This is a genomic window from Flagellimonas olearia (assembly GCF_009184425.1).
In the GTDB taxonomy this organism is placed as follows: domain Bacteria; phylum Bacteroidota; class Bacteroidia; order Flavobacteriales; family Flavobacteriaceae; genus Flagellimonas; species Flagellimonas olearia.
On the sequence record NZ_WELG01000122.1, the window covers coordinates 1 to 350 of the forward strand.

Here is a 350-nt window from a genome sequence, read left to right on the forward strand (position 1 = left end):
TGGCAATATCGCGTTGGCGGTGATTCTGCTCGATGGCGGCCTACGCACTCGATTAAGCACCTTCAAATTGGGCCTACGCCCCGCCCTTAGCCTGGCTACTTTAGGGGTGGCCATCTCTGCCGCCCTGGTGGGCGCTTTTACTACTTGGTTAATCGGGGTGGACTGGCGGGTGGGTCTGCTGCTGGGCGGTATTATCGGCTCCACCGATGCGGCGGCCGTTTTCAGTGTTATCAAAGGCGCTGGCGTCACCCTGAATGAACGTGTGGCAAGTACCCTGGAGATCGAATCCGGTCTCAACGACCCCATGGCCATCTTTATTACCCTGATGCTGGTAGGCATGTTGGTGGACC

At 58.0% G+C, this 350-nt stretch carries 1 protein-coding gene; it reads left to right on the forward strand.

Going from position 1 to position 350, the window contains the following annotated elements; genetic code table 11:
- On the forward strand, positions 1-350 hold a 350-nt coding region (locus F8C76_RS19405), incomplete at both ends, for a cation:proton antiporter domain-containing protein (RefSeq protein WP_211372203.1).